We start from the raw sequence: 7,055 nt of genomic DNA on the forward strand, positions 1-7,055 counted from the left end.
TGGCTTTGACATATCAGGGACTATTCCATTTCATCGTCCAACAAAATGGGTGCAGTACAGGTTAATTGAAAAATTACTCGGGGCTTTCTGCTTTTACCACAGTCAAACAGTGTTACCGCTGGCTGGGGCAAAAGCCTCCAGCACCAGCGTTATTATACCACCCTGCCCTGATCAGCCAAACACCCCGCCTACATAAATTACTGATTTTTCATTTATTTGACATGATTCACTTCCGGTTGTCGGCGAAAGTCATTTTATACTAAAGAAAAGGGTAACGGGCAGCTGCTGGGTCGGAACATACAGTGCAGTTCCTGCCCGTTTAATTTCCGGATGCAATGGTAGGATCAGGAGGCACTGCTTCCGTTGATTAGGGAAATCTTATGTGCCTGAATACGGCTGTATTCGAGATGGGATGCAATATTACAGATGCGCTCCAGTCGATCATGCAGCCTCGTGTAGGTCAGTCGATGAATACCGGACATTTCATCAAGTAGCCAGCGCTTGATGTAAGGGTTACAGGAAAGCCGGGCAAGATCGTCGTCATCCACTTCGTCAAAGAACCAGTACTGCTCCATCGGGACTACCTGAAATATCCACGGCCGGGGATAGTCCCCTGTGACAACCAAAAACCATGCAAGAAAGCATAGACACAGCTCAACGACCATAAGCATCGAAAATTGCGAATAACTTAGACCGGGCACATAGGGTGAACTATCCGCAACATACCCCCTGAGCAATTCCGCCACAAGGTAGCCCAATAGCGTCAAGGCCAGCATCAGGGTCAGGATTAATCCCCCATTAAACGCTACCGAAGCCTTTTGAACCCGATCAGGTGCTGTCCGGCTGCGATAGTTGGTCACTACTCTTTCTACAAGTGCCCTTATGGCAGCCTGTTCTTTACTGACATCAGCTCCGGAAAAACCGGACGGGCTTTTATTTAATTCAGTCATACCCCACTCCTGTTATGTGCTCTACTTAACAAACACGTAGATCATACAGAGCTCACGGACGCACTCCTGCCAGATAAAGGAGGGAATTTGGCTGTAAGACGGTTAGCCAACAGTTCAGGTTATGCGTGGGATCCGCCCAGTCAGAAAGGATTCCGTTAATAACAGGCAAGGTTAAAGGCAGATGGACGGTGAAATTGTGGGTGCTAAAAGGGGGTATTACTCTTTTTCCTGCATAGCGGTTTTTTCAGCCCGGGTGGCCAGACGAACATTTCCGAAAGGCTCACGGACAAGCAGTGGCTTCTCCTTCTTCCAGCCCCTGATAGCCGTTTCTCCAAACCGACGTGGTGCATTGCCGTTCCAGCGAGCAATCACATGGTTATCATGAATTTCAATAATGACAACGGGGTGGACAATGACCGTTGAAATGGTGGTATTTCCCATTTTGGTACGGGTTACAGACCAAACCTGCATCCCGGATTCCAGCTGGCTGATTTTCATATTATATCCTTAAGCCATCACGAACTGCGCCACAAACAATTAATGTGGCGCAATTTACCATAAACAATAAACATCAGATACCCGTGAAAAGATTTCCCTTTATTTTAAAATTCTTCTGGAGAAAAAATGATATTTCCAGAAGAGGTCAGCGAAATTCAGAAACGGCCATCACAATGGTGCTGCGCTGACGCTGGCGTTCTGCCTTGCGCTGCCTGCGGCGATAGATCTGTTTTGCGCTGACGTAAGGGCAGTCCTCACGGGTATACCAGCAGCAGCCGCAAGGTTCGGGCCGGGGTTTTCCGGCAAGTCCAAATGGTTTCATCAAGTCACCTTTTTAATGTTTTTAATGGAAAGATACTTACCTAACCCATTGTTTTATAGGAAATAACGTTGTTGCATAAACAGATACAGATAACCCTCAGGAGAAAACATGCAAAGGTTATCAGTGATAACCGCGTCCAGATACCGAGTGTCAGTCTGTAAACGTTTTATCACCAGAAAATGTGCTGCCGCAGCCTTAATGCCAGAACTACCGTTTACAACATTATGTATACCCGCTTTGAATAACGAACGAGCATGAATTACCTTTTCCCGGGCCGCTTCGATCTCAGCATTAATAACGCATTGCCGCGCCTGGATGACTGCCTCTCCGGTTAAATCGCGGAAATTCATTAGAGATGTGATCATGATTGACTCTCCAGATTATGTGGAATCATTATAACAACTGGCACCACGCCACAAATAACCTGAGATAAATTCTTTGAAATATTCCTATATATAAGGAATTACAGTCGGAAAAGAAACAATGAAATAGCGCCGACCGCTTAAAATCGATAAATTAAAATGGACGGCACTGGAATGAAAAACTGAAAGTAGTAAGACCGTAATTATCCTTCACGGATGTAAGCTTTAAAAGAGGAGTACTGGCAAAGCTTTGCCAAGTACTTCGGCGGTTGTGTCTACGATTTTACGGATGTCATCGATCTGCGAAGGCTTATTCAACACCACCGTAAAAAGCTCTCCTTCGTTATCAGCCTGCTCGCAGTTTCCGTATCGGCTCCCGTCGTACAGCTGCACAATACGTGACATAGAAGACTTTGTTTGTTTCATGGCTTTGCACCTGCTTTTAGGCAGTTTGGTTACTGGTTATCAGAAGCTGGTTTCATGCGCTTCCGGCTGGGACACGAACTGGTATTTGACGCCGCCAGGCACACCTACTGCTTCGGCAATAGAGTCGCAAAGCCGCGATAAATCATTTAGTGTCATCGGATATTCAATATCTACTGAATATAAAGCACCTGCATTTTCAGCATCTTCGATGTTTTTATACTGGGCACTAAATATAGCAATGGTCTGAATTTCGTGGTTATGCATGAACCGGTCCTTATTAAATTATAAAAGCCACCCGAGAGTGGCCTGAGTGGAAACTTAAATCTGTGAAGTATATTTGAGAGATTTTTTGCGATCCAGATGCCGGGCAACAATGGTTCCGATAACAAGTAGCGTGATGACCGCACTGAAGAAGGTGCTGTCAGGGACGCCCTGGAAAAAATCACTGAAACTGTAAACAATAAAAATCAATGCGCAAAAATAGAAAACGATACGAACATAAGGGGTAAAAAACATTTTCATCGGTTGCCTTCCATTCAGGGAGAATTCTCAGTAATTACATCACACCTGAAGAGAAACTATTTTCGTATAAATGAGCATTTTCGACATATCAGAGGGGGGTTTTACTCATAAATGAGGTAGTAAGGGTCACACTTGAGATGAAAGTTACTTTCCTGGCTGCGAACGAACTATCTCAAATGTTAGAGGTGTGCGTTCGCCTTAAGAGCTTCATGCCCTGAGGAGCTCAACTTGAGCCGATAGTATAAACCTGGCTCCAGATGCCTTACTGGCTGGCATAACTCCACGAGGCCCAGCCGGAACAGGACCGGAGAGCTCCTGCACGTCACATCATCAGGATTCCCCATAAACGTACGCCGTTCTCTGGCCCGTCTGAAATTGCCAGAGATATCATAGATCGTGCCGGATGCCATCCGTCTTAACACGTAAATCTGCGCCCTTGTAAGCTTCTGGGCGGAACTGCTTAAACCTGACATACCTTCCCGGCCTTATATAAAACAATCCGCCAGCAGCTCGACTGGCGGACAATGTTTGACTGGAAACAGCAAGGACATACTATTTGCTGACAAGTTTGATATTGGTTTCACTCATTCGAAGTCGAAACTCCTGAAAACCCTGCTCTACCGCTAACTCCAGCCACTCAACGGGAATGGTATAGCTACAATCAGACCCACCCAAAGCGGCATCACAAGCGTAATCCCAGTCCTCATCCAGTTTTGGATTCATCCCCTGGGCGTAAGCCACAGTATCGCGGGATGCGGGAGAGCCCTCAAGCTCAGCATTAGTGATCAGGTATACACCATGACTGTGCGCGAGAAGCACTTTTGGCACCAGATGTGTGCTGGCAATTTTTGAGGATGAGGGAAAGAAAACCCTACCAGCTTTACGCGCCTCTTCTTCAGTCTGTCCCTCAGCGTTAAGGAGGGCTCCCCCCGGATAGCATGCCGGGTCATAGATCTGATCTGGGGTGACCGAAAACGTTTTTGCGGTGCGAATTTCTTCGATCAGTTTATTGATATCTGCCATTTCAAATACGAGAGTGGTCACAGGCTTACTCTCCCTCTTCAGTGGACAACATCAGATACTTTGTTGCCAGCAGAAGCTCTCCCACATCCTTGAGGGACAATTCAGCTTTGCCTTCTACGGCAAGCTGCAAGCGCTGTCGAATTGCATGAACAGAATCTGAAGATAAAGATGCCATTTTGCGCAAAACGGCATTAGCCTTTTCTACAGCAGGATACAGAATTTCTGAGTTGGTATTATCTTCGTCATTATCAAAGATAATTTCAGAATCCATATTGATGTTATCTTCAAGCCAGCTTGAAAGCACTTCAAGTAATGACATCACCTTTTCAATTTGCATATCGCCTCCTCTGTTAACATGAAACAAATATAACAAAGTGGCTTACCCGGCTAATAACCTGAGCAGAAAGTTTTCGAACTTAGTTTGAAAACAAGTTTTCTGCTCAGGTTAATGTTAAAGTCGCTGGGTAAAAGATAAAAGGCACTGAAGATGATTTAAGCATCAAACAGACTAAATAGGATTCCGTCTTTTATAACGCTTTTAAAATAGAATGAATGAAATATAAATTTTGCGTTTAAGAATGAACGCTGTAGAGGATGATTTATCCTGTGATATGCAGTTTGTGGCCTTTAAAAAGGCTTTATTATGGACTTGAATTGCAAAGAGAGCACCGACATTTTTCTGGGGGCTCCCGCAGAGAAAAAGCTGTGAGGTTATGAAGACGTATAGGAGGTATTCGGCGAAATACTGTATGGCCACAGGAGAGCTTCAGCACCCATATCCTGCCGCCTCGCTCGCCTGTGGTGATTTCAATATGTTCTACGTCATACCACGTAGTTGTATTTCTCACTTTGTTTATGCTTCCTGACACCGCGTGAACGCAATCTTCGTCTGGATGCGTTCATAGATGGAAAACTGCCTTTCAATGGAATCGGCATTAGACAGTAATTCATGAAGCTCAGCAGAATCTGTATCAGGAACGATAGCGACAGAAACTCCATATTTACGCCCAGTTCTGATCAGGTGCGCAAGTTTTTCCTTCTCTGATTCTGTGAGCATTGCCAGATCCCTTCCGGATACCTGCTCGATAAATGGACCAAGGTTTTTCGGAAAAAAGGGTTCGGCATCAGAATTATGTACCGGGAGCGTTTGCGGCTTATCGAAGCTATTGGACATGAAAAGAACCTTTATAGTTAGAGAGGTGGAGACTGAATGCGTAGCCCATTAAAATTAGTAGTGCCACACTCGAATGCTAATCATACTTTATGATGGCTATGGTAGGAATGGCCGTCAACTTAAACCGCCAGAAGCGAGCCATTCACCGTTAAAGTAACTTTCCCGTATGATGTTCTTTTTATGGAATGAGTTGTTCACACTCCTCTTTAAGAGCCGCCCTGGAACGAGATCGACAGACTTTGCTTAATGAAGAGCGTAATTGATGTTCATCAACCCCATCAGCGACAAACTGACCAATTTTCTTTTCAAGACGCTGCATTGCCTCATAAAGCTTGGCATCAGTATTATTTTTAAGAAACCTCAGTATATAATCAGCAATAATTTGAACAGGAGTAAAGTTACACATCATGTATCCTTAATAAGTTGTGTAAAAATAAAACCATAAAAAACATAATCAGAAGTAGATTATTATACTTGAGTAAGCTTTTCAGCTAACAAGCTGGAGAAGCAGATTCCGGTAAATTACTACATATTTGATAAAAGTTACTGAATAAAAAAGCCCAGCGTACCGGGCTTTCATTCAATTTGATTCTAAGAATCTGACTCGCCGCCTGATTTTTATACCAAGAAGAGCGAACAAAACGCCAACGAATGCGACGGGACTACCTACTTTAAGACAATTAACCGACGCTTTTGAAAAGGTATGTGATTTAGACATACGTTTTTGCTCATAACGAATCGCAAGTGGTGAGACGGATTTATCTAAAGCTGTCTTTTCCAATGCATAACGAACTTTCACGGGAATATTTGACTGTAATACACCAGACATATACGCCCTAACAACATTCTGTGTTAACTTCACATCTGGCTTGCCGAGTTTTATATGTAGTTGCGCCTTTAAATAGTTTACAGATACCTCTTCGCCTGAGGGCCAATTACTATCATTTAAATATGCGACAAGTTTATCGTATTTTTCATGTTTTACATATTTCTTGATAACCTTTACAGTCGAAGCTGAAGTGGCATCAGTCTCTTCCGAACCTAAAGCAGATGTAAAAACTGACAAGCCGATAAGAAAAGCGCCAGCAATTAGAAGCATCGGGAATATCTCACCTATTTCCTCCCCCTTTAAAATTTTAAAGGCAGTTGAAGAAACTACTAATAGCCCCATAATCCCTAATAGCAACTTAGAATATGTAGTTAGGAAGCCTCCAAATGCATCGCCAAAATCCGAAACCACTAACTTATCTTCACCTTCAGATGAATTGAAGAATGACAAGGGCACATCAATATCAAAGTCCAGAACTGAAGGTGAGAGGTGTAATGACAGCAACCACAAGCAAAGACCAAAAATCATTATCAGCAGGCCCGCACCAAATATCGCGAAACCTGAATTTCTAATCTTTATAGACCGGTGAAAAAGAAATGACAGTTCACGGGAAAAATCGTCACTACTCTTAAGGTTACGCACCATGATCTACCCCTTTTTGTGTCAGTCGGGTGCGCAAATTCTCACGCATGGCAAGAACCTGTTTTTCTGTTTCCCTGAGCTTAATAGCCCCTTCTCTCTGGATTTTAACAACATCGCCAACCGTCTGGATAAGCGTATCCTGCACCTCTTTAAGGGTGCTTATATCAATAACCAGCCGTTGGTTTGCTTTCATAGTTTCTACTGCATTGCGATGCAGTAATTTTGCATTACTACGGAGTAACTCATTGTGGCACTGTTGCAAATAGTCGGTGGTGATAAACTTATCATCCCCTTTTGCTGATGGAGC

General features: G+C 43.8%; 14 protein-coding genes. 1 reads left to right on the forward strand and 13 read right to left on the reverse strand.

Annotation, left to right across the window (positions count from 1 at the left end; all coding sequences use genetic code 11):
- The coding region (locus ACOT0L_RS23435; RefSeq protein WP_241164283.1) for a hypothetical protein at positions 1-196 on the forward strand (196 nt) is incomplete at its 5' end.
- A gap of 148 nt (positions 197-344) precedes the next feature.
- Here ACOT0L_RS23435 and ACOT0L_RS23440 read toward each other — a convergent pair.
- The 13 genes from ACOT0L_RS23440 to ACOT0L_RS23500 all read right to left on the reverse strand — a co-directional run.
- The gene (locus tag ACOT0L_RS23440; RefSeq protein WP_000137794.1) at positions 345-950 is read right to left on the reverse strand and encodes a hypothetical protein; all 606 of its coding nucleotides are present in this window, start codon (positions 948-950) and stop codon (positions 345-347) included.
- A 216-nt stretch (positions 951-1,166) separates the two neighbouring features.
- Entirely contained in the window at positions 1,167-1,448 is a 282-nt protein-coding gene (locus ACOT0L_RS23445) for a hypothetical protein (RefSeq protein WP_000703842.1), read from the reverse strand.
- Positions 1,449-1,593: 145 nt separating this feature from the next.
- Positions 1,594-1,770 carry a hypothetical protein gene (locus ACOT0L_RS23450; RefSeq protein ID WP_000802040.1) on the reverse strand — a complete coding sequence of 59 codons (177 nt, stop codon included), beginning with the start codon at positions 1,768-1,770 and terminating at the stop codon, positions 1,594-1,596.
- A gap of 53 nt (positions 1,771-1,823) precedes the next feature.
- Entirely contained in the window at positions 1,824-2,135 is a 312-nt protein-coding gene (locus tag ACOT0L_RS23455; protein ID WP_000633161.1) for a hypothetical protein, read from the reverse strand.
- A 222-nt stretch (positions 2,136-2,357) separates the two neighbouring features.
- Positions 2,358-2,558, reverse strand: a complete 201-nt coding sequence (locus tag ACOT0L_RS23460) for a hypothetical protein (protein ID WP_000814953.1) — start codon at positions 2,556-2,558, stop codon at positions 2,358-2,360.
- A gap of 39 nt (positions 2,559-2,597) precedes the next feature.
- The gene (locus tag ACOT0L_RS23465) at positions 2,598-2,822 is read right to left on the reverse strand and encodes a hypothetical protein (RefSeq protein ID WP_000551490.1); all 225 of its coding nucleotides are present in this window, start codon (positions 2,820-2,822) and stop codon (positions 2,598-2,600) included.
- A gap of 54 nt (positions 2,823-2,876) precedes the next feature.
- Positions 2,877-3,080 (reverse strand): hypothetical protein, encoded by a 204-nt coding sequence (locus tag ACOT0L_RS23470; RefSeq protein ID WP_000781547.1) that lies wholly within the window; start codon positions 3,078-3,080, stop codon positions 2,877-2,879.
- A gap of 552 nt (positions 3,081-3,632) precedes the next feature.
- Entirely contained in the window at positions 3,633-4,124 is a 492-nt protein-coding gene (locus tag ACOT0L_RS23475) for a DUF3085 domain-containing protein (RefSeq protein WP_001371932.1), read from the reverse strand.
- A gap of 4 nt (positions 4,125-4,128) precedes the next feature.
- The gene (locus ACOT0L_RS23480) at positions 4,129-4,440 is read right to left on the reverse strand and encodes a DUF957 domain-containing protein (RefSeq protein WP_001165367.1); all 312 of its coding nucleotides are present in this window, start codon (positions 4,438-4,440) and stop codon (positions 4,129-4,131) included.
- Between the two features lie 516 nt (positions 4,441-4,956).
- Positions 4,957-5,277 (reverse strand): hypothetical protein, encoded by a 321-nt coding sequence (locus ACOT0L_RS23485; protein WP_000071366.1) that lies wholly within the window; start codon positions 5,275-5,277, stop codon positions 4,957-4,959.
- Between the two features lie 178 nt (positions 5,278-5,455).
- Positions 5,456-5,683, reverse strand: coding sequence for a hypothetical protein (locus ACOT0L_RS23490; protein ID WP_000336109.1), 228 nt, complete (start codon positions 5,681-5,683; stop codon positions 5,456-5,458).
- 174 nt (positions 5,684-5,857) lie between these two features.
- A complete protein-coding gene (locus ACOT0L_RS23495; RefSeq protein WP_000252081.1) occupies positions 5,858-6,751 on the reverse strand; it encodes a hypothetical protein in 894 nt (297 codons plus the stop codon).
- On the reverse strand, positions 6,741-7,055 hold a 315-nt coding region (locus ACOT0L_RS23500; RefSeq protein WP_421626145.1), incomplete at its 5' end, for a toxic anion resistance protein. The genes ACOT0L_RS23500 and ACOT0L_RS23495, both read right to left, overlap by 11 nt.

This window comes from Enterobacter cloacae complex sp. XAL002, assembly GCF_049236805.1.
GTDB lineage: Bacteria > Pseudomonadota > Gammaproteobacteria > Enterobacterales > Enterobacteriaceae > Enterobacter > Enterobacter intestinihominis.

Excerpts from the sequence above, each read along its gene's own strand:
- ACOT0L_RS23440 (WP_000137794.1), bottom strand. The coding sequence starts at position 950 with ATGACTGAATTAAATAAAAGCCCGTCCGGTTTTTCCGGAGCTGATGTC.
- ACOT0L_RS23445 (WP_000703842.1), bottom strand. The coding sequence starts at position 1,448 with ATGAAAATCAGCCAGCTGGAATCCGGGATGCAGGTTTGGTCTGTAACC.
- ACOT0L_RS23450 (WP_000802040.1), bottom strand. The coding sequence starts at position 1,770 with ATGAAACCATTTGGACTTGCCGGAAAACCCCGGCCCGAACCTTGCGGC.
- ACOT0L_RS23455 (WP_000633161.1), bottom strand. The coding sequence starts at position 2,135 with ATGATCACATCTCTAATGAATTTCCGCGATTTAACCGGAGAGGCAGTC.
- ACOT0L_RS23460 (WP_000814953.1), bottom strand. The coding sequence starts at position 2,558 with ATGAAACAAACAAAGTCTTCTATGTCACGTATTGTGCAGCTGTACGAC.
- ACOT0L_RS23465 (WP_000551490.1), bottom strand. The coding sequence starts at position 2,822 with ATGCATAACCACGAAATTCAGACCATTGCTATATTTAGTGCCCAGTAT.
- ACOT0L_RS23470 (WP_000781547.1), bottom strand. The coding sequence starts at position 3,080 with ATGAAAATGTTTTTTACCCCTTATGTTCGTATCGTTTTCTATTTTTGC.
- ACOT0L_RS23480 (WP_001165367.1), bottom strand. The coding sequence starts at position 4,440 with ATGCAAATTGAAAAGGTGATGTCATTACTTGAAGTGCTTTCAAGCTGG.
- ACOT0L_RS23485 (WP_000071366.1), bottom strand. The coding sequence starts at position 5,277 with ATGTCCAATAGCTTCGATAAGCCGCAAACGCTCCCGGTACATAATTCT.
- ACOT0L_RS23490 (WP_000336109.1), bottom strand. The coding sequence starts at position 5,683 with ATGTGTAACTTTACTCCTGTTCAAATTATTGCTGATTATATACTGAGG.
- ACOT0L_RS23495 (WP_000252081.1), bottom strand. The coding sequence starts at position 6,751 with ATGGTGCGTAACCTTAAGAGTAGTGACGATTTTTCCCGTGAACTGTCA.